Consider the following 23,468-nt stretch of genomic DNA (forward strand, 5'->3'; position numbering starts at 1 on the left):
CTGGTATTATTTGAAAAATGAATGTTTGATCGGTGTTTCATCAGGGAATGTGATGTATGAGAAATCTGGACGTGACAACCTTGCGCTCTTTTCTCGAAGTGGCCGAGCAAGGCGGCGTGACGCGGGCCGCACAGGTGCTGAACCTGACGCAGTCCGCGGTGTCAATGCAGCTCAAGCGGCTCGAAGAGATGCTGGGCATAGACCTGCTTGACCGTAGCAACCGGCGGATTGCATTGACCGCCTCGGGCGAGCAGCTGTTGACCTATGCGCGGCGGATCGTCGACCTGAACGACGAGGCGGTGGGACGCCTGTCGGACGAGATCTATGAAGGCCAACTGACGCTGGGTGTTCCGCACGACATCGTCTATCCGGTGGTGCCCCGTGTCCTGAAGACGTTCAACAGCATATTCCCGCGGGTGAACGTGGCACTCAAGTCCTCCAGCACGATGAGATTGCACGAGGCCCTGAAGAAGGGCGAGGTCGACCTGATCCTGACGACCGAGAAGGCGCTGACCCCGGGGGGCGAGACGCTGACGACGATGCCGCTCAAATGGGTCGGGGCCGTGGGCGGGCAGGCGTGGCGGAAACGCCCCTTGCGCTTGGGTTTCTGCAACGTCTGCATCTTCCGGGCCACGGTGCTGCGCAGTCTCGACGCGGCGGGCATCGACTGGGAACTGGCCATCGAGTCGGACGAGGACCGCTCGGTCGAGGCGCTGATCAGCGCGGACCTTGCCGTTGGGGCCCTGCTGGAGACCAGCATTCCGCCACACCAGGAAGCGATCAACGCGCAAGGGGCGTTGCCGGATCTCGGGTTTCAGCAGATCAACATGTACGGTGCGACCAATCGCGATGAGATCACGCGGCAACTGGCCGACCTTGTACGGCAGGGGTTCCGGGCGACCGCGCCGACGCTTCTGCGGCAGGCGTGACCCCGGCGGCCTATTCCATCGTGACGACGACCTTTCCGGTGGATTTGCGCGTGCGCATCAGGTCCAGACCTTTCTGAGCGTCCTTCAGGGGCAAGACGTGGCTGATATGAGGCTTCAGCCGGCCTTCGCTGTACCAGTCGAACAGGCGCGCCAGGCTGTCTGTCACGACCTGGGGCCGGAACCCGAGATACCCGCCCCAATACAGGCCCAGTACCGAGATATTCTTGACCAGAAGGTGGTTGGCGGGGATCTTTGGCACGTCGCCGCTGGCAAAGCCGATGGCCAGAAGGCGCGCTTCCGGGCGGCAGGCCCGCATCGCGGCCTTGAACTGATCCCCGCCGACCGGATCGTAGACGACATCGACCCCGCCAAGGGCACGGCAGGCCTCCCGGATATCTTCGGTCTGGGCGTCGATGACATGGTCGGCGCCGGCCTGTCGTGCGACCTCGAGCTTGTCGGCCCCGCGGGCGCAGGCAATTACGGTCGCGCCCATCAGCTTGCCGATTTCCACCGCCGTGAGACCGACGCCGCCGGCCGCCCCCAGCACCAACAGGGTTTCGCCCGGTTGCAGCCGCGCCTTGTGGTCCAGCGCGACATGGCTGGTCCCGTAGGCGATCTGGAATGCAGCGGCATCTGTAAAGCTCATCGCGTCGGGCAGGGCCACGGCGCGGTCGGCGGGAAAACACCCGTGTTCGGCCAGCCCGCCCTGGCCGCCGAAAACCGCGACGCGACTGCCGACCGCCGGCCCCTCGACCCCGTCGCCGAGCGCTTCGACCGTGCCGGCCACCTCCATTCCGAGGGTGAACGGCGTAGGGGGCGTGTCCTGATACTCGCCCTTGAGCATCAGAAGGTCAGCGAAGTTCAGGCCGCAGGCGCTGATCCGGATGGCGATTTCGCCCGCGCCGGGAACCGGGCGCGTGATGTCTTGCAGGGTTGCGGTTGTATCGTGCGAATCGATCCTGAACGCGCGCATGGCAAGTCTCCCCGGACAAAAAACCGGGGCGTGCCCGGCACTTCGACCGAATAAACGATAAGCCGAAAAGAAGTCAAATTGCCCCTTGTGGTTGTGCGCATACTATACGAAAGAAGTATCTGCTCGCTTAGATTGTAGGTATAAGGGACCGATCCCTTATTCGGGGTGCAATACTTCTTGCTATGCATACTCGCTCCGCTTACTTTCTGCCCAGTGTCGCTGGGATGCGCGGCCGAATTTTATGGAACGCCTGTCGGAGATATTGTTGTTGACGTCCGGCAGGGCATATGAGGAAAGGATTACCCATGCCGCACCCCGTAGACGTGCATGTCGGGAAACGTATTCGCCACCGCCGCTGGCTCGTCGGTATGACGCAACAGCAATTGGCTCAAAGCGTGGGCATCAAATTTCAGCAAATTCAGAAATATGAAACTGGCGCCAACCGCGTCAGCGCATCGCGGCTTTGGGATATCGCTGATGCTCTGGACGTGGAGGTCAGCTTTTTCTTCGAAGGTCTTGATCACGAGAATGGCGACAAGGAAGTCGGCGACATGATACCGGCTGACCTTTTGGGCGACAAGGAAGCGCTGGACCTGATCCGCTCCTACTACGCCATTCCGGAAAATCAGCGCCGCCGCCTGTTCGACCTTGCCAGGGTTCTGAGCGACGTCGCTTGAGCCGATCTGACAAGCCGTCTATCCATGCCGTGTAATCACGCGGCGAGGGCAGGATGGCGTTCAGAAGTTCAGACATCGTTAACACCGCGCACGCGCTGGCCGACGCCGCGGGGCGTGCGATCCTGCCGTTGTTTCGTGGCGACAGGATCGGGGTCGAGAACAAGGCGTGTTCCCAGGATGCGTACGACCCGGTCACGCTTGCCGACAAGGCGGCTGAGCAGGCGATGCGCGGCGTGCTTGCCGACCTGAGGCCGGACGACGGCATTCTGGGCGAGGAGTTCGGCACGCAACCGGGCAGCAGCGGTCTGACCTGGGTGCTGGACCCGATCGATGGTACCCGCGCTTTCGTGGCGGGGGCGCCGACCTGGGGCGTGCTGATTGCAGTGTCGGATGAGACCGGCCCGATCTACGGCCTGATTGACCAGCCCTATATAGGCGAGCGGTTCGAAGGCGGTTTCGGCCGCGCATTCATGACCGGGCCGCGAGGCGAGCGCCTGCTGAAGACGCGGGGCAACCGGGCACTGGCCGACGCCACGCTCTTGACCACCTTTCCCGAAGTGGGGACCGAGGCCGAGGGCGCGGCCTTTCGCGCGGTCTCGAACCAGGTGAGGCTGACGCGCTACGGGCTGGATTGCTATGCCTATGCGCTGGTGGCCAGCGGCCAGGTGGACCTGGTGATCGAGGCGGGTCTGAACGCCTATGACATCCAGGCCCCCATCGCCGTGATCGAGGCCGCGGGCGGGTTCGTCACCGACTGGGCTGGCGACCCGGCGCATGACGGCGGGCGCGTCGTGGCCGCGGCGGGACGACAACAGCACGAGGCGGCACTGGAGATCCTCGCCCGATCTGTCTGATGGCTCTGGCGCGGAACGGAACACGGCGCTAGGATCGCGCCATGCGATTGCGTGCGATACTTTTGGCAAGTCTTGTCTCCCTGGTCGCCCAGGCGGCGGCAGGGCAGGACGTGACCGACCGTGGCCGGGACGCTCTGGACTGGATCAACGACTTCCGCGCCGAGGAGGGCCGCGCGCCGTTGAATGTCTCCAGCACGCTGACGCGGGTTGCGGCGGCGCATGCGAAAGACATGGCGCGCAAGGACTATTTCAGCCATACCGGCTCGGACGGGAGCAGCGTCGCGGACCGCGCCCGCCGAGTCGGCTATGGGTTTTGTTTCATTGCGGAAAATATTGCCGAGGGTCAGCGGGGACTGGACGCTGTCCTGACCGGCTGGGCCGACTCGCCCGGTCATCGCGAGAACATGCTGGCGCCCGAGGCCGAAAGCGTCGCATTGGTCGAGGCGCCGGGGCGGATCTGGGTGATGGTGCTGGGCCGCGACGGGTGCTAGCGCGGCTTCCGAGCCGGGTGGCGCCGGAGCCTCACAAGCACTCTGAGACACACCCAAACCAAGGCGGGCGGTCGGTCAGCCTGGCTGGACATACACAGGGAACGTGCCGGTTTCATGCGCATATGGCGGACGAGTCTGGACGAGGCCGGGGTCGCGTGGCATCACACCGCCAGCGCAATGGCGCCACCACCGGGGAGGGACCACGATGAACTTCGAGATGCGACCGCATATTGCCGACCTGCTGGAGCGGGTGCGGACCATGGTGCGCGACGAGATCATGCCAATGGAGGCCCCCTATCACGAGGAGATCGAGAAGGGGGATCGCTGGACCTATACCGAGCGGCAGGCCGAGATCCTGGAGGGGTTGAAGGCGCAGGCCAAGGCGGCGGGGCTGTGGAACTTCTGGCTGACCGACGGCGACGGTGGGGCGGGGCTGAGCACCGTCGAGTACGCTTATTTCGCTGAGGAGATCGGCAAGACGCCCATGGCGGCAGAGGTCTTCAACTGCAATGCGCCGGATACCGGGAACATGGAAGTGTTCCAGAAATACGGCACCCCGGAGATGAAGGCGCGGTGGCTGGAGCCGCTGCTGGAGGGGGAGATCCGTTCGGCCTACCTGATGACGGAGCCCGATGTGGCAAGTTCGGACGCGACGAACATCTCGCTGCGCTGTGAGCGGGACGGGGACGCGTATGTTCTGAACGGTGAGAAATGGTGGGCCACGGGGGCGGGCGACCCGCGCTGTGCGGTTTATATCGTGATGGTCAAGACCGGCGGTGACGACGCGCCCAAGCACCGGCGGCATTCGATGATCGTGGTGCCGGCCGACAGCCAAGGCATTGAAAAGCTTAGGCCAATGAAGGTTTATGGCGCGGATGACGCGCCGCATGGGCACATGCATTTTCGCTTTGCCGATGTGCGCGTGCCGGCGGAAAACATGCTGCTGGGCGAAGGGCGCGGGTTCGAGATCGCGCAGAACCGGCTGGGGCCGGGGCGGATCCATCATTGCATGCGCGCGATCGGGCAGGCCGAGGCGGCGCTGGAACTGATGTGCCGCCGGGCGTTGCAGCGTGAAGCCTTTGGCAAGCCGCTGGCGCAGCTGGGAGCGAATTTCGACTACATCGCCGAGGCCCGGATGGAGATCGAACAGGCGCGGCTGTTGTGCCTGAAGGCCGCGTGGATGATGGACCAGGGCGATGTGCGGGCCGCGGCGCCCTGGATCAGCCAGATCAAGGTGGTGGCGCCCAAGGTGGCGCTGAAGGTCATGGACGAGGCCGTGCAGATGTTCGGTGCGCAGGGCATCAGCCAGGACACGCCGCTGGCGGCGATGTGGACGCATTTGCGCACCCTGCGGCTGGCGGACGGGCCGGACGCGGTGCATCGGCGGCAGGTGGCGCGGGCGGAACTGCGCAAATATACGCAGGAGAAGATCTGAGCGCCTGCCGCGCCGCCGGGCGCAAAATTTTTCGAAAAAATTTTGCCACCGCGACAAGGCGTGCCTTGGCGTAATCCTCGCAGGCGGTGGTTAACAAGCTCTGAAAAACCCGTGCTTTTGCGCTCGACATCCCGGCGGGGCGAAGGCTTTATGCGGCCATGAGTTCCGAGTTGAATGCGCGGCCCGGCTGGGGTGTTTTCTGGATGGTCGTCACCGGCATTCTGTTCGTCGGCGTGACCGCCATGGTGAAGCTTCTGGGGACGCGGATTCCCGCCACGGAGGCGGCGTTCCTGCGCTACGTGCTGGGGCTGATCTTTCTGATTCCGATGCTGGGGACGCTGAGCCGGCTGCGGCTGGATCGCAGGACGTGGGGTCTTTTTGCTTTGCGCGGCATCGCGCATTCGGCCGGGGTGGGCTTGTGGTTCTTTGCCATGGCGCGGATCCCGCTGGCGGACGTGACGGCAATGAACTATCTGTCGCCGATCTACGTGACGCTGGGCGCGGCGCTTTTCCTGGGCGAAAGGCTGGCGCTTCGGCGGGTTCTGGCCATCGTGGTGGCGCTGATCGGGGCGGTGATCATTCTGCGACCGGGGTTTCGCGACCTTGGCCCAGGGCATTTCGCCATGCTGTTCACGGCGGTCGCCTTTGGCGGGTCCTACCTGTTGGCCAAGCTGTTGTCGGACAAGTGCAGTCCGGGGTTGGTCGTGGCGATGTTGTCGATCACGGTGACGATCGGGCTGGCACCCGTGGCGCTGAGCAACTGGGTGACGCCGACCTTCTGGGAGCTGACGATCCTGATGGGGGTGGCGGCCTTTGCCACGGGCGGGCATTACACCATGACGCTGGCCTTTCGGGCGGCGCCGCTGGCGGTGACCCAGCCGGTGACCTTCCTGCAACTGGTCTGGGCGGTGCTGCTGGGCGTGACCTTTTTGCGGAACCCTTTGATCCGTGGGTGATTCTGGGCGGACTGGTGATCGTGGGATCGGTCAGTTTCATCAGCTGGCGCGAGGCGGTGCTGAAGCGCCGGGGAGTGACGCCGGCGCCGCATCAGACCAAGTTCTGAGACGATTCGTTAGCGGCTTGCCAGCCGCCAGAATGCAACGTCGGTATCGCGTCGGTATCCGGGGCGTAAGGCGACGGTGCGACGGGTCGCCGGGGGCGGCCTTACCGCACCGGTAAGGCGCGGCAAGACGCGATCAACAATTGTGTGTCAGGCGGTGAGCATGGCGTAGAGCTCGTCCTTCAGCCGGGCGCGCTTTTTGCGCATATCCGTCTCGGCGGCGGGCGAGACCGGGGTCACATTGGTTTCCGCCGCGTGAACCTGCCGGTTGACCGCGTGGTAGTCGTCCATCAGCCGGGCGAAATGCGCGTCCGAGGTTTTCAGCGCGGTGATGCGGTCGGCCATGTCGGGGAATTCTTGGTGCAGCTCGTGCGGGGTGTGTGACATTGGGGTCCTCCTTGGTGTTCGTGTGTCGACGCAGAGCTTAGGCGCGCGCCGGGGCGCGCACCTTGATGCGGATCAAACGAAAGTCACGATCAGCGCTGTGCGGTCTGCCAGTCGGGATGGATCCAGGCCTGGGCGTTATCCGCCGGAAGAGAGCGGTCGAGGACGTGATCGGCCATCTTCTCGCCCACCATGATCGACGGCGCGTTGAGGTTGCCATTGGGAATGCGCGGGAAGACCGAGCTGTCGGCGACGCGCAGGCCCGTGACGCCAATGACGCGGCCCTCGGGATCGACGACGCTGCGCGGGTCGTCGGCGCGGCCCATGCGGCAGGTGCCGCAGGGGTGATAGGCGCTTTCGGCATGTTCGCGGATGAAGCCGTCGATCTGGTCGTCGGACTGGACATCCGCGCCGGGCTGGATCTCGTGCTTGGAGAAGGGGGCGAAGGCGTCCTGGGCGAACACCTCGCGCGTGAGGCGGATGGCGCGGCGGAAATCGCGCCAGTCGCTGTCGCAGCTCATGTAGTTGAAGAAGATCCTGGGCGGCGCGGCGGGATCGGCGGAGTTGAGGGTCACGGTGCCGCGGCTTTCGCTGCGCATGGGGCCGACATGGGCCTGATAGCCGTGGCCCTCGGCCGCCGCCTGTCCGTCGTAGCGCACGGCGATGGGCAGGAAGTGGAATTGCAGGTCGGGATAGTCGATGCCCGCCGCCGAGCGGATGAAGCCACAGGATTCGAACTGGTTCGAGGCGCCGGGGCCGGTGCGGCCCAACAGCCAGGTGAGGCCGACGAGCGCCTTGCCGGGCAGGTTCCAGTACTTGTAGAGGCTGACCGGCTGGGAGGCGGCCATCTGGACGTAGACCTCGAGATGGTCTTGCAGGTTGGCGCCGACGCCGGGGCGATCGGCGATGACGTCGATGCCGTGCTCGGCCAGGTGGGCGGCTGGGCCGATGCCCGACAGCATCAGCAGCTTGGGCGAGTTGAAGGCCGACGCCGAAAGGATCACCTCGGCATTCGCGCGGATGATCTCCTGCCGGCCCTTGCGGGTGAGCTCGACACCTGTGGCGCGGCCGTCCTCGAAGACCACGCGGGACGCGAGGCCGCGGACGACGTCGCAATTGCCGGTCTTGAGGGCGGGCTTGAGATAGGCGTTTGCCGCCGACCAGCGCTGGCCGCGGTGGACGGTCATCTCGAAGGGCGCGAATCCTTCCTGCTGTTCACCGTTGTAGTCGGGCGTGACGGGGTAGCCCGCTTGCCGCCCGGCCTCGATGAAGGCGCGGGTGAGGGGGTTGGCCATCTGGCCGCGGGTGACGTGCAGGGGGCCATCGTGCCCGCGCCAGTCGGGGTCGCCGCCATGGCCGGCATCGGTCCAGTTTTCCAGGCGCTTGTAGTAGGGCAGCACGTCGGCATAGCCCCAGCCGGCGGCGCCCTCGTCGCGCCAATGGTCGAAGTCACGGGCGTGCCCGCGCACGTAGACCATCCCGTTGATCGAGGACGAGCCGCCGATGACCTTGCCGCGCGGGGCGGCGAGGCGGCGGCCCCCCAGATGCGGCTCGGGCTCGGTGCGGTAGCCCCAGTCGTACATTTTCATGTTCATCGGGTAGCTGAGCGCGCCGGGCATCTGGATGAAGGGGCCGGCATCGGTGCCGCCATGTTCGATGACGAGCACGGAATGGCCGGCCTCGGAGAGGCGGTAGGCCATGGCGCAGCCGGCGCTGCCGGCACCGACGATGACGTAATCGGCTTGCATCAGGGACCTCCGAAGCTTGGGGTGCGGGAGAGGGGGCGCTGCCCGCTGCGGGATGGAGGGGGCGCTGCCCCCCGCGTCGAACCTTTGGTTCGCCGCTCCTCCCCGGGATATTTATGGCCAGAGGAAGAGGCATCAGGCGCCTTCCACGCGCAGGGCGTCGTAGGGAACCATGATGTGGGTTCGGTAGGCGGGGCGCCGGCTGAGGCGTTCGTAATAGGCCTCGACCGTCGGGTTGGACGCGCGGGGGACGTCGATGGTGAACCAGCGGTAGAGCAGGTGGCCCGCGACGATGTCGGCGGCAGTGAGGCGATCGCCGCAGATGTAATCGCGGTCGGCGAGTTGCTCCGCGAGCAGAGCGAGGTGGCCATCGAAGGCGGTGATGGCGGCGGCGAGGGCCGCCTCGTCGCGCTGGTTCGCGGGTGTACGGACGCGGGGCCAGAAGATGGGATGGGTGAAGCCCGCCGCCAGCGTGGTCTTGGCCCATTCGGCCCACATGTCGACGGGCGCGCGGGCGGCGGGGTCGGCGGGCCAGAAAGCACCGCCGCCGCCGTAGCGGGACGCGAGGTAGCGCAGGATGGCGGTGCTTTCCCAGACGGTGAGGTCGCCGTCGCGCAGGACGGGGACCTTGCGGTGCGGGTTCATGGCGCCGAATTCGGGCGTGTCGAGGCCGCCGTGGACGTGGCCGTAATCGAGCCGCTCGCAGTCGAGGCCAAGCTCGGCGAGGGTCCACATGACGAGTTGCACGTTGGAGGAGGTGGCGCGGCCATAGACGGTGAGCATCTATTCCCCCCTCGGGTAGCGCTGTTTCTCCTCGACCACGTTGAGGTCCATGTGGTTGCGCATGTAGCGTTCCGAGGCCAGTTGCAGGGGCTGGTAATCCCACGGGTAGTAGCCGCCCTGGCGCAGGGCCTCGTAGACGACCCAGCGGCGGGCCTGGCTTTCACGGACCTGGGCGTCGAAGGCCTCGAGATCCCAGCGGGCGGCGGCCTCGACGCGGAAGCGTTCGAGGTTGGATTTGTGCGCGGGATCCTCGGCCAGGTTGGTGAGCTCATGGGGGTCGGCGTCGAGGTCGAAGAGCTGTTCGGGGTCGAGGGCGCAGTTGGTATATTTCCAGTGCTCGTGGCGCAGGCAGACGAGCGGGGAGTAGGAGGCCTCGGCGGCGTATTCCATTGCGACGGGGCTTTTGCGGGCCGCGCCCTGGCCGGAGGGCACAAGGCTTTCGCCGGCGACCCAGGGCATGACCTCGGACATGTCGACGCCGGCAAGATCGCAGAGCGTGGGGCAGACGTCGATATTGCTGACCGGCTCGGTGACGAGGCCGGGTTTCATCGCGGGGGCGGAGATCATCAGGGGCACGCGCGACGAGCCCTCGAAGAAGGACATCTTGAACCACAGGCCACGCTCGCCCAGCATGTCGCCATGGTCGGAGACGAAGAGGATGATGGTGTCGTCTTCCTGGCGCGTGCCGCGCAGGGCCTCCATCACTTCGCCGATCTTGTCGTCGAGATAGGAGATGTTGGCGAAATAGGCGCGGCGGGAGCGGCTTATGTCCTCGTCGGTGATGGTGAAGCTGCGCCAGTCGTTGGCATCGAAAATGCGCTGCGAGTGGGGGTCGTGGTCGTCGTAATCCATCGCGGGCACTTCGGGCAGCAGGTGTTCGCAACCCTCATAAAGGTCCCAGTATTTGCGGCGCGCGACGTAAGGATCGTGCGGGTGGGTGAAGCTGACGGTGAGGCACCAGGGGCGGGCGTCATGGCCGCGCCCGTAGTCGTAGACCTTGCGGGTGGCGTGGTAGGCGACCTCGTCGTCGTATTCCATCTGGTTGGAGATCTCGGCCACGCCGGAGCCGGTGACCGAGCCCATGTTGTGGTACCACCAGTCGATGCGTTCGCCCGGTTTGCGGTAATCGGGCGTCCAGCCGAAATCGGCGGGGTAGATGTCGGTCGTGAGGCGTTCCTCGAAGCCGTGAAGCTGGTCGGGGCCGACGAAATGCATCTTGCCCGAGAGGCAGGTCTGGTAGCCGGCGCGGCGCAGGTGGTGGGCATAGGTCGGAATGTCGGCCGCGAACTCGGCGGCGTTGTCGTAGACGCGCGAGCGCGAGGGCAGGAGGCCGGACATGTAGCTGGCGCGGCCGGGCGCGCAGAGCGGCGAGGCGGTGTAGGCGTTCTTGAAGCGCGTGGACCGCTCGGCCAGCGCCTTGAGGTTCGGCGCGTGCAGCCAGTCGGCGGGGCCGTCCGGGAAGAACGTGCCGTTCAGCTGGTCGACCATGAAGATGAGGATGTTGGGACGTGTCATTCGGGGGCGCCTTTGGCAAGTGAGGTGTCGATGTAGTGCAACAGCACACCGATGGCGTTCTCGCCCGAAAGCGGTGCGCTGTGCAGCGCCTGCCGGATATAAAGACCGTCGATCATCGCGGCCAGCCCACGTGTGAGGGTGCGGGCCTCGTCCGCCGGGGCAAGCTGTCGGAAGGCGTGATGGAGGTTGGAGCGCAGGCGGCGCTGGTAGACATGCAGAAGGCGCCGCGCCTCGTCGGATTTCTGGGCCTGAACGTAGAAGTTGAGCCAGGCGGCGATCATCTCGTCGCGGAACTGGCCGGGCGCGAAGCTGGCGCGGACGATGGCCTCGAGCCGCTGGCGGGGCGTTTTGGCCATGATGAGCGCGCCGCGCACCTCGGCCCCGTAGAGGGTGAGGATGTGGCGCATGGCGGCGGCGAAGATCTGTTCCTTGGAGCCGAAATAGTGATGCGCGAGCGCCGAGGACATGCCGGCGCGCCGCGCGATCTGGCTGACCGTGACGTCGAGCGAGCCGCGGGCGCCGATCTCGACGATCGTGGCCTCGACCAGGGCCGAGCGGCGAATCGGTTCCATTCCGATCTTGGGCAATTGGTCCTCCGCAGGTGGTGGCGGGAACGGGTATTGAGTTTTAATTGACTCGTCAATCAAGAAACGTATTGTCTGCATCGACAGGAGACGGGGAATGAGAAGAAAAGGTCCGGACCTTTCGCGTTGCACGTGGTCGCACGTGGCGTCTAAGATTGATGCAATGTCGTTTTCGGGCGATCCGGAACGACGCGCGGCGCGGCGCAGGGGAGTTGCGTGCGCCGATACGCATCGGATCCTCAGGGACATATGCGCGTCATGCGCAGAACGTATTACAGGATAGTGTCAACAAGGGAGAACATGACATGTCATTGATCAAGGGCGGACTTCTGGACCGTCGCGGATTTCTGAAAACCACCGTTGCGGCGGGTGCCGCGGCGGCCCTGCCGATGGGCGCCTTCGCCCAGAGCACGCCGAAGCGCGGGGGCGACCTGCGCGTGGCCAAGGGCCACGGCCAGACGACGGACACGCTGGACCCGGGCCAGTGGGAGAACGGCTACATGATCGCGCTGTCCTTTGGCGTCCACGGTCGTCTGACCGAAGTGGCCGCCGACGGGTCGCTGGTGCCGGAACTGGCCGAAAGCTGGGAAGCGTCCGAGGACGCCAGCGAATGGCGGTTCAAGATCCGCCAGGGCGTGACGTTCCATGACGGCAAGTCGCTGACCGTGGACGACGTGGTGGCCTCGATCAACCATCACCGGGGCGAGGATTCGACCTCGGCCGCGGGGCCGATCGTGGCGCCGATCACCGACATCGCGACCGAGGGTGACGACACGGTCGTGTTCACCCTGGATGGCGGCAACGCCGACTTTCCGTTCATCCTGTCGGATTACCACCTGGTGATCTGCCCGGCGTCGGAGGACGGCATCGACTGGCAGTCGGGCAATGGCTGCGGCAGCTACATCCTGAAGAACTTCAACGCCGGCGTCAGCAGCCAGTTCGAGCGCAACCCCAACCACTGGCGCGACGACGTGGCATGGTTCGACACGATCGAGATGCTGGCGGTCGTGGACCAGAACGCGCGGACGACTGCACTGGTGTCGGGCGACGTGCAGGCGATCGACCGGGTCGATCTGAAGGCCGCGGGCCTGCTGGGCCGCAATCCGAGCGTGAGCATCGAGTCGGTCGCCGGCACGCAGCACTATACCTTTGCGATGTCGACCAACACCGATCCTTATACGGACAACAACATCCGGCAGGCCCTGAAATGGGGGATCAACCGCGAGGAACTGGTGGAGAAGATCCTGTTCGGCTATGGCTCGGTCGGGAACGACCATCCGATCGGGCAGGGGCAGCGGTTCTACAACTCCGAGCTGGAGCAGAAGACCTATGACCCCGACAAGGCGAAGTTCTTCCTCAAGGAAGCGGGGATGGACAGCATCGACATCAACCTGTCGTCGTCGGACGCGGCGTTCAGCGGGGCCGTGGACGCGGCGATCCTCTTCCAGGCGTCGGCCAAGGAAGCGGGCATCAACATCAACGTGGTGCGCGAGCCCAAGGACGGCTACTGGTCGGACGTGTGGATGAAGAAGCCTTTCTCCGCCGTCTACTGGGGCGGTCGTCCGGTCGAGGACCAGATGTTCGCGACCGCCTACAAGTGCGGGGCGGCGTGGAACGACAGCTTCTGGTGCAATGACCGGTTCGAGGAGTTGCTGGTCAAGGCCCGCGCGGAGCTGGACGAGGACAAGCGCCGGGAGATGTATTTCGAGATGCAGGATTTGGTGGCGAACCAGGGCGGTGTCGTGATCCCGATGTTCGCCAACTATGTCTTTGCGCTGAGCGAAAACGTCGCGCATGGCGAGATGGCGTCGAACTGGGACATGGACGGCGAGCGCTGGATGGAGCGCTGGTGGATGGCCTGATAGCCCGGCCCTTGCGTTTGAAACGGAGGACCCCGGTTTCGGCCGGGGTTTTTCTTTTGTGCAGGGGGCGGTGGGTTGGAAACCCACCCTACGAGGTCCCGGATCAAGTCCGGGACGGACGTATGTTAGGGCTGCCGCGCGGCTATCCTACCTTGTAGGGCAAGACCCCGCGTTCGTCGGGCGTGACTTGCAACCGGCGTTCCAGGGGCGGCACGGAGCGCTGGTGACAATGCGTGCGCTCACAGATGCGGCAGGAGATGCCGATGGGCTCGAAGGCTTGCGTGCGCGTCAGGTCGAGGTCGTCGGCATAGACCAGGGCATCGGCGTGTTTCACCTCGCACCCCAGGGCGATGGCGAAGCGGCGGACGGGCGCGCCATAGTGCCCGCCGCGCTTGGAGACGTCGCGGGCCAGGGAGATGTAGCGCACGCCGTCGGGGGTTTCGGCCAGTTGGCGCAGGAAGCGGCCGGGCGTCTCGAACGCGCGGTGGACGTTCCAGAGCGGGCAGGCGCCGCCGAAGCGGGCGAATTGCAGGCGCGTGGCGGAGTGGCGCTTGGTGATCGTGCCGGCCTGATCGACGCGGACGAAGAAGAAGGGCACGCCCTTGGCGCCGGGGCGCTGCAGCGTGGAAAGCCGGTGGCAGACCTGCTCGATGGAGGCACCGAAGCGGGTGGCGAGGCGCTCGAGGTCGTGGCGGTGGTGTTGGGCCGCCTGCAGGAAGGCGGTGTAGGGCATCAGGGCCGCTCCGGCGAAATAATTGGCAAGGCCGATCTTGGCGATGTCGCGCGCCGCCGGTGACTGGAAGCGGGCGAAATCGAGCGTGGCCTCGATCAGCTTTTCCTGAGTGAGAAGAGCCACTTGCAGGAGGAGTTGAAAGCGGCGGGTTTCGGGTTCGGCGTGGTTCGAGAGGTAGAGGATACGCGCGTCGCGGTCGTAGTGGCGCAGGCGCGCGTCGTCGCTGTCCACCACCTTGATGCCGAGCGCGTCGAGACGGGACTCGGCCAGATCGGTGATCCGGCGGGGGCCGGAGGCGGGGCCGGCGAAGTGTTCGGCGGCGCGGTCGACGGCGTCGATGTAGTTGTCGCAGTAATGGAAGAAGTCGCGCACCTCGTCCCAGGGGGAGGTCTGGGGGCGGGCATCCTCGCGGCCCAGAGCCTCGTCCAGCGACGCGAGGCGTTCATGGGTGTCGCGGTAGGCGCGGTGCAGTTCGAGAAAGGCGCGGGCCATGGCGGGGGCGTTGGAGGCCGTGAGGCGCAGGTCGCTGAGGCTGGGCGTGTCGTCGGCGAAAACGGCGTCGGCCAGCGCCTCGCGCATGTCGGTCACCAGCCGTTCGGCGTCGCCGGTGGCAAGCTCGGTCACATCGAAGCCGAATTCCTGCGCCAGGGCGAGGATCACCGTGGTGGAGACCGGGCGGTTGTTGTTCTCCATCTGGTTCAGGTAGGGCAGGGAAACGCCGAGCTTGGCGGCGAAATCCTTTTGCGTCAGGGCGAGGCGCTGGCGCGTTTCGCGCAGCTTGGCGCCGGCATAGAGTTTCTGGGTGGCCATGGGCGGCTCGCTTTGCAGGTTTGCGTCTGCACAGGTTTAGGTTTGCAAAGCGATCCGCGCAAGGGCGGCGTTCAGATCGAGGATACGCCCACTTGTCGCTCGCGCAGGATGACAAGGGTGATGGCGAGAATGCCGCCAAGCGCCGTCAGGAACATCAGCCAGACCAGCGGGAAGGCGCCGGTGCCGGGGCCGAGAAGGGCGCCCGCCAGGGCCGAAAGCCCCGCGCCGCCGCCGATCATCAGGAAGCCGGCAAGGCCGCTGGCGGTGCCGGCGAGGCTGGGGCGCACGGAGAGCGCGCCGGCGGTGGCGTTGGGGATGGTCATGCCGTTGCCCAAGCCCATCAGCGTCATCAGGCCGAAGAACGTGTAGGGCGTGCTTATCCCGGCATAGAGCGTGGCGAGGTTGATGGCGTGGCCGATGGCGTTGGCCACCGAGCCGTAGAACACCATGCGGTTGATGCCGATCCGGGTGGAGAAGCGGCCCGACAGGAAATTGCCGGTGAAATAGCCCACGGCGGGGGCGCCGAAGAAGAGGCCGAGTTCCGATGGCGTGAGGCCGAAGACCTGTGCGCCGACGAAGGGCGCGCCACCGAGATAGGCGAAGAACGCGCCGGAGGAGAGCGCGGCGGCCAGCGCGTAGCCCCAGAAGCGGTAGGAGGAGAAAAGCTCGGGGTATTCGGCGAATTGGTCGCGGAAGGTGCGGCCTTCCAAGGGGGCGGTTTCGCCCAGGTCGCGCCAGACCAGCCAGAGGACGGCCGCGCCCATGGCAATGAGCGCCCAGAAGCTGCCGTGCCAGCCAAAGCCCGCGTCGAGCGCGCCGCCGATGGCCGGGCCGATCATCGGCACGACGGACATGCCCATGGTGACGTAGCCGATCATCGAGGCCGCCTGGTTGGCCGGCACCATGTCGCGCACCACGGCGCGCGACAGGACCATGGCGGCGACGATGCCGCCCTGGAACATGCGGAAGATCAGGAAGACCCAGATGTTCGTGGACATCAGGCAGCCCAGCGTCGCCAGCAGGAAGATCACCAGCCCGCCGAGGATCACCGGGCGGCGCCCGACACGGTCGGAGATGGGGCCGATCAGCAGTTGCAGGATGGCGTTGATGCCGAGATAGCCCGCCACGGCGAGTTGCATCACGCCATAATCCGTCTCGAAATAGGCGGTCATGCCGGGCAGGGACGGCAGGAAGATATTGAGCGCCAGCGTCGAGATCCCGGCCAGAACGATCAGGGTGAAGATGTGCGGCGGGGTGGTGCGGTCGAGGAAGCGGACGGTGGGCATGCAATTGCGCTATCCCGGCGGGCGGGGGATGTCCAGATATGCGAACTTCCGACGCCGGTCATGCTGGCCGAGTTGCGTGCAGGGCTTGTTCGGACGCGCAGGCGACAGTGACCCTGGCTATATGGTCAGTTCCCACGAAGCAGAATTTGCAGATTTGCAATTTAGCAGGCCGGACTTCGCGAGGTTTGGCAAATTTGCGGAAATTGTCTTGGATGGGGTGCGCCCAACCAGTAGGGTCGCGCCAGTCAACCAAGGGGGCCTCGATGAAAGATATCCTGCAGGAACTGGACACGCGCCGCGGCAACGCGCGGCTGGGCGGCGGGCAGAAGCGGATCGACGGGCAGCACGAGAAGGGCAAGCTGACCGCGCGGGAGCGGATCGACCTTCTGCTGGACGAGGACAGTTTCGAAGAGTTCGACATGTTCGTGGCCCATCGCTGTACCGATTTCGGGATGGAGAAAAACCGGCCCTATGGCGATGGCGTGGTGACCGGCTGGGGCACCATCAATGGCCGGCAGGTCTATGTCTTCAGCCAGGATTTCACCGTGCTGGGCGGATCGGTGTCGCATACGCACGCGATGAAGATCTGCAAGATCATGGACATGGCGATGCAGAACGGCGCGCCGGTGATCGGCATCAACGACAGTGGCGGCGCGCGGATCCAGGAAGGCGTGGACAGCCTTGCGGGGTACGGAGAGGTGTTCCAGCGCAATATCGAGGCGTCGGGCGTGGTGCCGCAGATCAGCGTGATCACCGGGCCCTGCGCGGGTGGGGCGGTGTACAGCCCCGCGATGACCGACTTCATCTTCATGGTGCGCGACAGTTCCTACATGTTCGTGACCGGCCCCGACGTGGTGAAGACCGTGACCAACGAGCAGGTGACGGCGGAGGAGCTGGGCGGGGCCTCGACCCACACGAAAAAGTCCTCGGTCGCCGATGCGGCCTTCGAGAACGACGTGGAGGCGATGGCCGAGGTGCGGCGGCTGGTGGATTTCCTGCCGCTGAACAACCGCGAGCCGGTGCCGGTGCGCCCGTTCTTCGACGACCCGGACCGGGCCGAGACGAGCCTTGATACGCTGATCCCGGACAACCCCAACATGCCCTATGACATGAAGGAGCTGATCGTGAAGGTCGCCGACGAGGGCGATTTCTACGAGATCCAGGAGGATTTCGCCAAGAACATGGTCACGGGGTTCATCCGCCTTGAGGGGCGCACGGTGGGCGTGGTGGCGAACCAGCCGATGGTGCTGGCCGGGTGCCTGGACATCGACAGTTCCCGCAAGGCGGCGCGGTTCGTGCGGTTCTGCGACTGTTTCGAGATCCCGATCCTGACCTTCGTGGACGTGCCCGGCTTTCTGCCCGGCACCAGCCAGGAGCACAACGGCGTGATCAAGCACGGCGCGAAGCTGCTCTTTGCCTATGGCGAGGCGACGGTGCCGAAGGTGACGGTGATCACGCGCAAGGCCTATGGCGGGGCTTACGTGGTGATGTCGTCCAAGCATCTGCGGGGGGATATCAACTATGCCTGGCCCACGTCGGAGATCGCGGTGATGGGCGCCAAGGGGGCCACCGAGATCATCCACCGTGCGGATTTGGGCGATGACGAGAAGATCGCCAAGCACACGGCGGATTACGAGGCACGGTTTGCCAACCCCTTCGTGGCGGCGGAACGCGGGTTCATCGACGAGGTGATCCAGCCGCGCAGCACACGCAAACGGGTGAGCCGGGCGTTTGCCGCACTGCGCAACAAGAAGCGCAAGCTGCCGTGGAAGAAGCACGACAATATTCCGCTTTGAGGATGGCGTAGGGTGGGCGAAAGCCCACGGGGCGCGGATGGTGGGTTTTCACCCACCCTACGAGGACGGTCGATGCGGCGAAAAGGAATGAGCAAGCGATATCACATCATGCGCGACGCGGGCGTGGTGACGGTGGCGCGGCGGGTGCCGGTGCGGATGGACGTGAGTGCCGAGGCGCGCTTTGGCCCGCTGCGCAAGCTGGCGCTGGCGAGCCAGGTGCGGCAGGATCTGTGGCGCGCGCTGCAGAACGTGCGCGGATTTGCGCCCGTGGTGCGGGTCGCCGAGACCGGCGAGGGCGTGACCGTTACCGCGGGCGGGCAGATCGAGGGGCGGCATGACCGCGCCCGGCTGGAGGAAATCATCGCGTCGCTGCTGGCCGATCCGCGCCACGTGGCGCGCTGGACGAGGTGGGCGCGATGAGAGGGATGATCGCAGGTTTGCTGGCCGCGCTGATGGCGCAGGCCGCCCCAGTGCAGGGCGAGGCGCAGGAGGAGCGCCTTGTCCTGCCGTCGGGGCTGGAGGCCCGGCTGCAGGAGGTCATCGTGGGCGAGGCGGCGCTCGGGCTGACCGTGCGCTTTCGCTTTGTCGCGAAAGGGTTCACCGGGGCCGAGGATTTCGAGACCCAGACCGCCGACCTGGAATACCTGTGCAACGATTTCGCCCTGGGACGGATCGACCTGGCGGAAAAGGCCCCCGATCGCGTGGTGATTTCGCTGGCCGACAGGCCTTCGGAATTCGGTCGGTTCGACCCCGATGTGGCGCAGATTTTCGAGAGTTTCTCGGTCGGTGACGACGCCTGTATCTTGGAGCTGTTCTGATGGAAGCACAATATCTTGCGGATCAAAGCTCGGGGCTTGAGCGGTTTGAGGCTTTCCAGACACAGGCGGGCGGGATTGCGCCGGCCACGTATGAATGTCCTGCGGATTCGGCTATGTTCGGCATTGGTTACAACCCCGTGACCCATCCCTTGAACGAGGGACAGATGGGGCGTAATGCGCGTCATCTGTTGGAGTACAGAGACAGGAGACTAGTATGTCGAACAGCATCAAGAGCATCCTCGCGGTTGGTCTGGTTGCCCTCGTGGCAGCCTGCGGCCAGCAGCAACAGGAAGAAGAATTCGTCGTGGTCGATCCCGAGCCGATCTCGACCGAGCCGACCTACACCGGCAAGCTCAAGTAAGAGCCCGGAGACACGAAAGGGACAGGCCTTCGGGCCTGTCCTGACCAAGACCGAGACCCGGCGGTCCCTGCGCGGTTGCGGAGGCGGGTCATGATCAAGCACCGCGGGTTCCCGGGCCGACTGCCGGGCAGCGATTTCCAGTTCACCATTCGCCGCGCCAATCCGAAGGGCGCCACCGCCATCGTGCGGCGCGAGCGCTATCGCGACCGGCGCCCGGCCGACAAGCGGGCGGACGCGGCCTTTGTCCGCGCGTTGTGGGAGCATTTCGGGGATCAGCCGTTCGAGCGGGGCAACCTGGACGCGGGACGGCTGAGCTGGCTTTTCGGCCGCGAAGTGCTGCCGGCCGAAGATCCGTTCGATTCGGAAAGTTACGAGGCGCTGCTGGTTCTGGACGTCGCGGCGGCACAGCGCGCCTTTCCCGACGCCTTCGACGAGGGAGGCCGAGGATGAGTGCCAGTTTTTCGGTCCCTTATTTAGGCACGTTTCCGCCGACGCCTTGCGAATTCACGCGAATTACAGCCGATCAAGCGAAAGATGAGCAAAGTCCCTTGGCGCAACGGCAGATTGCGGGCAGCGTGAGCCTCGTAGTGGCGGCCTTCCCCCAATGGGCCGAGACATACCGTCTAAACCGTTACCCTTCCCCTGATGGGCGGCCTTTTGCAGCGACGCAAAGGCCGCCCTTTTTGCCGCGACATCAAGGCCTTCGGGAGATAGGCGAGAGGTCGCCCAAATCCGGGGGCGGATCAAAGACGGCTTTGACGCCGACCCCGTCATCGCTTTGAGTGCGCGCAGTCATAACAATCGCGCGCGAGGCAAAATCCGATGCAGTTCTTCAAATCCACGCTTCTTCTGCTTGGGCTTTCGAGTCCGCTTGCGGCCTGCGGCGACACCGTGCCCGAACAGGCCCTGTTCGGCGGGGCCGCGGGGCTGGGCACCGCGGCGGTCGTCGGCGGATCGCTTGTCACGGGCGCGGCCGTCGGGGCCGCGGGCAACGTGGCGTTCTGCCAGGTCTATCCGAACAAATGCCTGTAACCTGAATTCAGCGCCCGGACACGGGCGGTTCAACCTGTATGAGACCACCCCTCGCGGCAGCGGGGCGGTGGTCTTTTTCGTATCACCCCGTTCGGCGGCCGCGCCGGGGCGGGCAAGAAAAAAGGGGACGTGAGATGTTCAAGAAAATCCTGATCGCCAACCGGGGCGAGATCGCCTGCCGGGTCATCAAGACGGCGCGCAAGATGGGCATATCGACGGTGGCGATCTATTCGGACGCCGACCGCAACGCACTGCACGTGGAGATGGCCGACGAGGCGGTGCATATCGGGCCGCCGCCCGCATCCGAAAGCTATATCGTCATCGACAAGGTGATGGAGGCGATCAAGCAGACCGGCGCCGAGGCGGTGCATCCCGGCTATGGTTTCCTGTCGGAGAACCCCAAGTTCGCCGAGGCGCTGGAGGCCGCGGGCGTGGCCTTTATCGGGCCGCCCAAGAAAGCCATCGAGGCGATGGGTGATAAGATCACGTCAAAGAAGATCGCCGCCGAGGCAGATGTGAACACCGTGCCGGGCCATATGGGCCTGATCGAGGACGCCGACGAGGCGTTGAAGATCTCTGAGGAAATCGGGTTTCCGGTGATGCTGAAGGCCAGCGCGGGCGGCGGCGGCAAGGGGATGCGGATCGCGTGGAATGCCGAGGAGGTGCGTGAGGGGTTCCAGGCGTCGAAGAACGAGGCCGCGTCGAGTTTCGGCGACGACCGGATGTTCATCGAGAAGTTCGTGACCCAGCCGCGCCATATCGAGATCCAGGTGCTGTGCGACAGCCATGGCAACGGGGTGTACCTGGGCGAGCGGGAATGCTCGATCCAGCGGCGGAACCAGAAGGTGATCGAGGAGGCGCCGAGCCCGTTTCTGGACGAAGAGACGCGCAAGGCGATGGGCGAGCAGGCCCTGGCACTGGCCCATGCGGTGGGCTATTCCAGCGCGGGCACGGTGGAGTTCATCGTCGATGGCGACAAGAACTTCTATTTCCTGGAGATGAACACGCGGCTTCAGGTGGAGCACCCGGTGACGGAACTGATCACCGGCGTGGACCTGGTGGAACAGATGATCCGCGTGGCGGCGGGCGAAAAGCTGTCGCTGAGCCAGGACGACATCACGCTGACGGGCTGGGCGATGGAAAGCCGGCTCTATGCAGAGGATCCGTACCGGAACTTCCTGCCCTCGATCGGGCGGCTGGTGCGCTATCGCCCGCCGGTGGAGGTGGCTGCGGGGCCGCTCTTGGACAAGGGCAAGTGGCAGGACGAGGCCGAGGCCGGCGAGACGGCGGTGCGCAATGATACCGGCGTTTACGAGGGCGGCGAGATTTCCATGTATTACGACCCGATGATCGCCAAGCTGTGCACCTGGGCGCCCAGCCGGGGCGCGGCGATCGAGGCGATGCGCGTGGCGCTGGACAGTTTCGAATTGGAAGGGATCGGGCATAACCTGCCGTTCCTGAGCGCGGTGATGGACCACCCCAAGTTCGTGTCGGGCGACATGACCACGGCGTTCATCGCCGAGGAGTACCCGGACGGGTTCGAGGGCGTGGAATTGGACGAGGCGGCGCTGCGGCGGATCGCGGCCAGCTGTGCTGCGATGCACCGGGTGGCGGAGATCCGGCGCACGCGGGTGTCGGGCCGGATGGATAACCACGAGCGGCGCGTGGGCGAGGACTGGGTCGTCAGCCTGCAAGGCATCAGTTTCGAGGTCAGTATCGATGCGGATCGCGACGGCGCGACCGTGACCTTCGCGGATGGCGGCAGCCACCGGGTGTCCAGCGGCTGGACTCCGGGCGACGCGCTGGCGGTGCTGAACGTGGATGACGAGACGCTGGTGCTGAAGGTCGGCAAGGTTTCGGGCGGTTTCCGCATCCGCAACCGGGGCGCGGATCTGAAGGTGCATGTGCGCACGCCGCGTCAGGCGGAACTGGCGCTGTTAATGCCCGAGAAACTCGCCGCTGATACATCGAAGATGCTGCTGTGCCCGATGCCGGGCCTGATCGTCAGCGTGAACGTTCAGGAGGGCGACGAGGTGCAGGAAGGCCAGGCGCTGTGCACCGTGGAGGCGATGAAGATGGAAAACATCCTGCGGGCCGAGAGAAAGGCCGTGGTGACCAAGATCAACGCCGGACCGGGCGACAGCCTGGCGGTGGACGATGTGATCATGGAGTTCGAATGAGGCGGTGAACCTGCGCGGGTCTCATATCCTGCCGGCGGCGATGGCGGGCGTAGTCCTGCTGGGGGCCTGCGCGCGCGATGACGAGGCGTCGATGCGGGCGCGGCTGGCGCCGTGGTTTAGCCTGGGCGAGACGCTGGCGTTTTCGTCCAGGGCGCACTGCGCTGCGGCGGCGTTTCGGCTGGTAAGTGCGGATATCGGCGCCGCGGTGCCGGTGGAACGCAACGTGCCCGACATGCTGCGCGCGCTGCCCTTGAGGGGCGTGGCGGCGCTGGACGACCCGGAGATGACGCCGGATGCGGCGATGGTGGACGCGGTCAACATGCAGCGCACGTTCGGAATGCAGATGCGTCGCGCCGGGCTGGAGGCCCGGCCCTGCATGGAGGGCAAGGTGGGGGTGGAGTTCCGCCGCCTGCTGATGCGCCCCGAGACCGTGCTGGCCTATGAGACGACCGAGGGCACGCTGATGCTGATGGACCGCGCCAACCGGGTTCTGGTGGTCGCGGCGGGGGAACGGGCATGAGCCGCGCGGGGGATCAGTTCTCGCCCAGCCGGTCGCGGATCTCCTGCTGGCGGATGGGCATCTTGTCGATCACGCGGGACAACTCGCGCACGCTCCACGGGGCGGGCTTGCGCAGTTCGACCTCGCCGTCCTTGCCGATCAGCACAAGCATGAAGCCGCGCGGGCGCAACTGCCGGCGCAGCGCGCTGGAAGCGGCCGGATCGGTGTCGGTCAGGACGACCACGTCGCGGCGCTCGAGATCCTCGAGCCGGGCGGTGAGGAAGTTCATCTGTTCGACAAAGCGCGGGTCCGAGGCGTTGTCGGCGAAGACGACGACGGGCCGCTTTATCCAGAGAAATTCACTCAAATCCGCATTTTCGCCCGGCAGGATGATGCCGTCGAGCGGGGTTCCGTCGGTCGCCCGGGCCGCGCTCCACGTCAGTGCCGACGCGGTAAGTGCCAGAAAAGTAATGAATAACAGCTTTCGCATCGGGCCTCCTGCTGGACCAGATATAGGCGCGAATGCGCCGAATGCGAAGGCCGTTTGGCCGCAGGGCCGCGAAAATTTTACCGTTAATCCCATGGTCAGGTCCCACGCTGCAGGGTGGCGCGACGCAAGGTCGACCGCCCGCATGACGCGGGCCAGACGGGAAAGGCGCGG

At 65.5% G+C, this 23,468-nt stretch carries 23 protein-coding genes and 1 pseudogene; 15 read left to right on the top strand and 9 right to left on the bottom strand.

Going from position 1 to position 23,468, the window contains the following annotated elements; genetic code table 11:
* The first annotated feature begins 56 nt into the window (after window positions 1-56).
* On the top strand, window positions 57-929 hold the full coding sequence (locus tag ACSQ76_RS08695; protein WP_306129653.1) for a LysR family transcriptional regulator: 873 nt from the start codon (window positions 57-59) through the stop codon (window positions 927-929).
* 10 nt (window positions 930-939) lie between these two features.
* Here the strand turns inward: ACSQ76_RS08695 and ACSQ76_RS08700 are convergent, their stop codons facing one another.
* Window positions 940-1,902 (bottom strand): NADPH:quinone oxidoreductase family protein, encoded by a 963-nt coding sequence (locus tag ACSQ76_RS08700; RefSeq protein WP_437156267.1) that lies wholly within the window; start codon window positions 1,900-1,902, stop codon window positions 940-942.
* A 305-nt stretch (window positions 1,903-2,207) separates the two neighbouring features.
* Here ACSQ76_RS08700 and ACSQ76_RS08705 point away from each other — a divergent pair, with 305 nt between their 5' ends.
* The 5 genes and pseudogenes from ACSQ76_RS08705 (at window position 2,208) to ACSQ76_RS08725 (ending at window position 6,422) form a co-directional block, all read left to right on the top strand.
* Window positions 2,208-2,579: a helix-turn-helix domain-containing protein gene (locus tag ACSQ76_RS08705; RefSeq protein ID WP_306129651.1), complete on the top strand. Its 372-nt coding sequence runs from the start codon at window positions 2,208-2,210 to the stop codon at window positions 2,577-2,579.
* Window positions 2,580-2,632: 53 nt separating this feature from the next.
* Window positions 2,633-3,433 (top strand): histidinol-phosphatase, encoded by an 801-nt coding sequence (gene hisN, locus ACSQ76_RS08710; RefSeq protein WP_437156268.1) that lies wholly within the window; start codon window positions 2,633-2,635, stop codon window positions 3,431-3,433.
* Between the two features lie 41 nt (window positions 3,434-3,474).
* Window positions 3,475-3,924, top strand: coding sequence for a CAP domain-containing protein (locus ACSQ76_RS08715; RefSeq protein ID WP_437156269.1), 450 nt, complete (start codon window positions 3,475-3,477; stop codon window positions 3,922-3,924).
* A gap of 205 nt (window positions 3,925-4,129) precedes the next feature.
* The gene (locus tag ACSQ76_RS08720; protein ID WP_437156270.1) at window positions 4,130-5,359 is read left to right on the top strand and encodes an acyl-CoA dehydrogenase family protein; all 1,230 of its coding nucleotides are present in this window, start codon (window positions 4,130-4,132) and stop codon (window positions 5,357-5,359) included.
* Between the two features lie 203 nt (window positions 5,360-5,562).
* Window positions 5,563-6,422, top strand: a pseudogene (locus ACSQ76_RS08725) (DMT family transporter).
* A 147-nt stretch (window positions 6,423-6,569) separates the two neighbouring features.
* Here ACSQ76_RS08725 and ACSQ76_RS08730 read toward each other — a convergent pair.
* From ACSQ76_RS08730 to betI, 5 genes are all read right to left on the bottom strand, one after another.
* On the bottom strand, window positions 6,570-6,806 hold the full coding sequence (locus tag ACSQ76_RS08730; protein ID WP_437156271.1) for a YdcH family protein: 237 nt from the start codon (window positions 6,804-6,806) through the stop codon (window positions 6,570-6,572).
* 89 nt (window positions 6,807-6,895) lie between these two features.
* Window positions 6,896-8,551: a choline dehydrogenase gene (gene betA / locus ACSQ76_RS08735; protein WP_437156272.1), complete on the bottom strand. Its 1,656-nt coding sequence runs from the start codon at window positions 8,549-8,551 to the stop codon at window positions 6,896-6,898.
* A 132-nt stretch (window positions 8,552-8,683) separates the two neighbouring features.
* Window positions 8,684-9,331 carry a glutathione S-transferase family protein gene (locus ACSQ76_RS08740; RefSeq protein WP_437156273.1) on the bottom strand — a complete coding sequence of 216 codons (648 nt, stop codon included), beginning with the start codon at window positions 9,329-9,331 and terminating at the stop codon, window positions 8,684-8,686.
* Entirely contained in the window at window positions 9,332-10,846 is a 1,515-nt protein-coding gene (betC, locus tag ACSQ76_RS08745; protein WP_437156274.1) for a choline-sulfatase, read from the bottom strand. It lies immediately after the preceding gene.
* On the bottom strand, window positions 10,843-11,418 hold the full coding sequence (gene betI, locus ACSQ76_RS08750; RefSeq protein ID WP_437158179.1) for a transcriptional regulator BetI: 576 nt from the start codon (window positions 11,416-11,418) through the stop codon (window positions 10,843-10,845). The genes betC and betI overlap by 4 nt, the downstream gene beginning before the upstream one ends.
* Window positions 11,419-11,735: 317 nt before the next feature.
* Here betI and ACSQ76_RS08755 point away from each other — a divergent pair, with 317 nt between their 5' ends.
* Entirely contained in the window at window positions 11,736-13,292 is a 1,557-nt protein-coding gene (locus ACSQ76_RS08755; protein WP_437156275.1) for an ABC transporter substrate-binding protein, read from the top strand.
* Between the two features lie 142 nt (window positions 13,293-13,434).
* On the opposite strand, the gene ACSQ76_RS08760 is transcribed toward ACSQ76_RS08755, so the two are convergent.
* Both ACSQ76_RS08760 and ACSQ76_RS08765 read right to left on the bottom strand, forming a co-directional pair.
* Window positions 13,435-14,835 carry a helix-turn-helix domain-containing protein gene (locus ACSQ76_RS08760; RefSeq protein WP_437156276.1) on the bottom strand — a complete coding sequence of 467 codons (1,401 nt, stop codon included), beginning with the start codon at window positions 14,833-14,835 and terminating at the stop codon, window positions 13,435-13,437.
* A gap of 71 nt (window positions 14,836-14,906) precedes the next feature.
* The gene (locus ACSQ76_RS08765; RefSeq protein WP_437156277.1) at window positions 14,907-16,121 is read right to left on the bottom strand and encodes a multidrug effflux MFS transporter; all 1,215 of its coding nucleotides are present in this window, start codon (window positions 16,119-16,121) and stop codon (window positions 14,907-14,909) included.
* A 263-nt stretch (window positions 16,122-16,384) separates the two neighbouring features.
* On the opposite strand from ACSQ76_RS08765, the gene ACSQ76_RS08770 reads away from it, so the two are divergent.
* The 8 genes from ACSQ76_RS08770 to ACSQ76_RS08805 all read left to right on the top strand — a co-directional run bounded on the left by ACSQ76_RS08770 (window position 16,385) and on the right by ACSQ76_RS08805 (window position 22,828).
* Window positions 16,385-17,917: an acyl-CoA carboxylase subunit beta gene (locus ACSQ76_RS08770; protein WP_306129638.1), complete on the top strand. Its 1,533-nt coding sequence runs from the start codon at window positions 16,385-16,387 to the stop codon at window positions 17,915-17,917.
* Window positions 17,918-18,004: 87 nt separating this feature from the next.
* Window positions 18,005-18,337, top strand: a complete 333-nt coding sequence (locus tag ACSQ76_RS08775; RefSeq protein WP_437156278.1) for a hypothetical protein — start codon at window positions 18,005-18,007, stop codon at window positions 18,335-18,337.
* The gene (locus ACSQ76_RS08780; protein WP_437156279.1) at window positions 18,334-18,735 is read left to right on the top strand and encodes a DUF6497 family protein; all 402 of its coding nucleotides are present in this window, start codon (window positions 18,334-18,336) and stop codon (window positions 18,733-18,735) included. Before ACSQ76_RS08775 ends, ACSQ76_RS08780 begins: the two co-directional genes overlap by 4 nt.
* 214 nt (window positions 18,736-18,949) lie before the next feature.
* The gene (locus ACSQ76_RS08785; RefSeq protein WP_201455410.1) at window positions 18,950-19,096 is read left to right on the top strand and encodes a hypothetical protein; all 147 of its coding nucleotides are present in this window, start codon (window positions 18,950-18,952) and stop codon (window positions 19,094-19,096) included.
* A gap of 90 nt (window positions 19,097-19,186) precedes the next feature.
* Window positions 19,187-19,546, top strand: a complete 360-nt coding sequence (locus ACSQ76_RS08790; RefSeq protein WP_437156280.1) for a hypothetical protein — start codon at window positions 19,187-19,189, stop codon at window positions 19,544-19,546.
* 372 nt (window positions 19,547-19,918) lie between these two features.
* Window positions 19,919-20,128, top strand: a complete 210-nt coding sequence (locus ACSQ76_RS08795; RefSeq protein WP_306129634.1) for a hypothetical protein — start codon at window positions 19,919-19,921, stop codon at window positions 20,126-20,128.
* Window positions 20,129-20,262: 134 nt separating this feature from the next.
* Window positions 20,263-22,308 carry an acetyl-CoA carboxylase biotin carboxylase subunit gene (locus tag ACSQ76_RS08800; protein ID WP_437156281.1) on the top strand — a complete coding sequence of 682 codons (2,046 nt, stop codon included), beginning with the start codon at window positions 20,263-20,265 and terminating at the stop codon, window positions 22,306-22,308.
* A gap of 4 nt (window positions 22,309-22,312) precedes the next feature.
* Window positions 22,313-22,828: a hypothetical protein gene (locus ACSQ76_RS08805; RefSeq protein WP_437156282.1), complete on the top strand. Its 516-nt coding sequence runs from the start codon at window positions 22,313-22,315 to the stop codon at window positions 22,826-22,828.
* 13 nt (window positions 22,829-22,841) lie between these two features.
* Here ACSQ76_RS08805 and ACSQ76_RS08810 read toward each other — a convergent pair whose 3' ends face one another.
* Window positions 22,842-23,297 carry a DUF4174 domain-containing protein gene (locus tag ACSQ76_RS08810; protein WP_306129631.1) on the bottom strand — a complete coding sequence of 152 codons (456 nt, stop codon included), beginning with the start codon at window positions 23,295-23,297 and terminating at the stop codon, window positions 22,842-22,844.
* Window positions 23,298-23,468 lie beyond the last annotated feature (171 nt).

The sequence above is a fragment of the Roseovarius sp. B08 genome (assembly GCF_051417955.1).
In the GTDB taxonomy this organism is placed as follows: domain Bacteria; phylum Pseudomonadota; class Alphaproteobacteria; order Rhodobacterales; family Rhodobacteraceae; genus Roseovarius.

Coding starts and splice junctions, on each gene's coding strand:
- ACSQ76_RS08695 (WP_306129653.1), top strand. CDS start 57: ATGAGAAATCTGGACGTGACAACCTTGCGCTCTTTTCTCGAAGTGGCC.
- ACSQ76_RS08700 (WP_437156267.1), bottom strand. CDS start 1,902: ATGCGCGCGTTCAGGATCGATTCGCACGATACAACCGCAACCCTGCAA.
- ACSQ76_RS08705 (WP_306129651.1), top strand. CDS start 2,208: ATGCCGCACCCCGTAGACGTGCATGTCGGGAAACGTATTCGCCACCGC.
- hisN (WP_437156268.1), top strand. CDS start 2,633: ATGGCGTTCAGAAGTTCAGACATCGTTAACACCGCGCACGCGCTGGCC.
- ACSQ76_RS08715 (WP_437156269.1), top strand. CDS start 3,475: ATGCGATTGCGTGCGATACTTTTGGCAAGTCTTGTCTCCCTGGTCGCC.
- ACSQ76_RS08720 (WP_437156270.1), top strand. CDS start 4,130: ATGAACTTCGAGATGCGACCGCATATTGCCGACCTGCTGGAGCGGGTG.
- ACSQ76_RS08730 (WP_437156271.1), bottom strand. CDS start 6,806: ATGTCACACACCCCGCACGAGCTGCACCAAGAATTCCCCGACATGGCC.
- betA (WP_437156272.1), bottom strand. CDS start 8,551: ATGCAAGCCGATTACGTCATCGTCGGTGCCGGCAGCGCCGGCTGCGCC.
- ACSQ76_RS08740 (WP_437156273.1), bottom strand. CDS start 9,331: ATGCTCACCGTCTATGGCCGCGCCACCTCCTCCAACGTGCAACTCGTC.
- betC (WP_437156274.1), bottom strand. CDS start 10,846: ATGACACGTCCCAACATCCTCATCTTCATGGTCGACCAGCTGAACGGC.
- betI (WP_437158179.1), bottom strand. CDS start 11,418: ATGGAACCGATTCGCCGCTCGGCCCTGGTCGAGGCCACGATCGTCGAG.
- ACSQ76_RS08755 (WP_437156275.1), top strand. CDS start 11,736: ATGTCATTGATCAAGGGCGGACTTCTGGACCGTCGCGGATTTCTGAAA.
- ACSQ76_RS08760 (WP_437156276.1), bottom strand. CDS start 14,835: ATGGCCACCCAGAAACTCTATGCCGGCGCCAAGCTGCGCGAAACGCGC.
- ACSQ76_RS08765 (WP_437156277.1), bottom strand. CDS start 16,121: ATGCCCACCGTCCGCTTCCTCGACCGCACCACCCCGCCGCACATCTTC.
- ACSQ76_RS08770 (WP_306129638.1), top strand. CDS start 16,385: ATGAAAGATATCCTGCAGGAACTGGACACGCGCCGCGGCAACGCGCGG.
- ACSQ76_RS08775 (WP_437156278.1), top strand. CDS start 18,005: ATGAGCAAGCGATATCACATCATGCGCGACGCGGGCGTGGTGACGGTG.
- ACSQ76_RS08780 (WP_437156279.1), top strand. CDS start 18,334: ATGAGAGGGATGATCGCAGGTTTGCTGGCCGCGCTGATGGCGCAGGCC.
- ACSQ76_RS08785 (WP_201455410.1), top strand. CDS start 18,950: ATGTCGAACAGCATCAAGAGCATCCTCGCGGTTGGTCTGGTTGCCCTC.
- ACSQ76_RS08790 (WP_437156280.1), top strand. CDS start 19,187: ATGATCAAGCACCGCGGGTTCCCGGGCCGACTGCCGGGCAGCGATTTC.
- ACSQ76_RS08795 (WP_306129634.1), top strand. CDS start 19,919: ATGCAGTTCTTCAAATCCACGCTTCTTCTGCTTGGGCTTTCGAGTCCG.
- ACSQ76_RS08800 (WP_437156281.1), top strand. CDS start 20,263: ATGTTCAAGAAAATCCTGATCGCCAACCGGGGCGAGATCGCCTGCCGG.
- ACSQ76_RS08810 (WP_306129631.1), bottom strand. CDS start 23,297: ATGCGAAAGCTGTTATTCATTACTTTTCTGGCACTTACCGCGTCGGCA.